This is a genomic window from Zooshikella sp. RANM57 (assembly GCF_050749885.1).
Classification (GTDB): domain Bacteria; phylum Pseudomonadota; class Gammaproteobacteria; order Pseudomonadales; family Zooshikellaceae; genus Zooshikella.
Window position 1 is genome coordinate 31346 of sequence record NZ_JBOIUB010000002.1, and the last position, 715, is coordinate 32060.

Here is a 715-nt window from a genome sequence, read left to right on the forward strand (position 1 = left end):
ATTTTTACTAAGAAGTAGCTGTATAAGTAATTATTAATATAATGATGTGTAAGCAGTTTTTAATGGTGAAAGAAGAAGACACATGGCCTGTGATCAACAAGCAGATAAAATTTTTAACGCATTAATTATTCAAACTGGTTGCTCAAAAAGGAGCTAGCAGTCCTTGCCTTTATAATCATCGCAGCGTTTTAGAAGGTATTCTTTGTTTTTTGTATATAGGAGCTCGTTGCCGCGACTTATCTGATAGTATCCATAGCGCTATTCTGAAAATGTAAGCTAGGTAGAATCAGGCTGTCTTATCCATATATTAGTCTTGCTGAATATCAAACATACGGGATTGAGTAATAGATATGGCCTTGGGATAAAAAACACTCAATGTATAAATATTATATTACTGAATTATGATGATTGAATCATTAAGGTAAGAAAAATAGTTATCAAAGTACTAAGTTGGTGCTTTTTAACCTAATTATTAGGTGCTGATAATTTTACAAGGTATATGGTTGTTTGAAAAATGATCAATCAGGGCTGACTGTTCCAGCTTTTAATGTCTACCTTAAGTGTAGTGTAATAAATATATTCGTAAAAGATGACTATGCAGCTAATTTGAATTTTAAAAATAATAGAATAGTTATTATCTATATTTAAATAAATCTACTTTACCAAATAAAATACTGAACTTTCTTGTATTAGATTAAAATTTTTAGGGATTGAC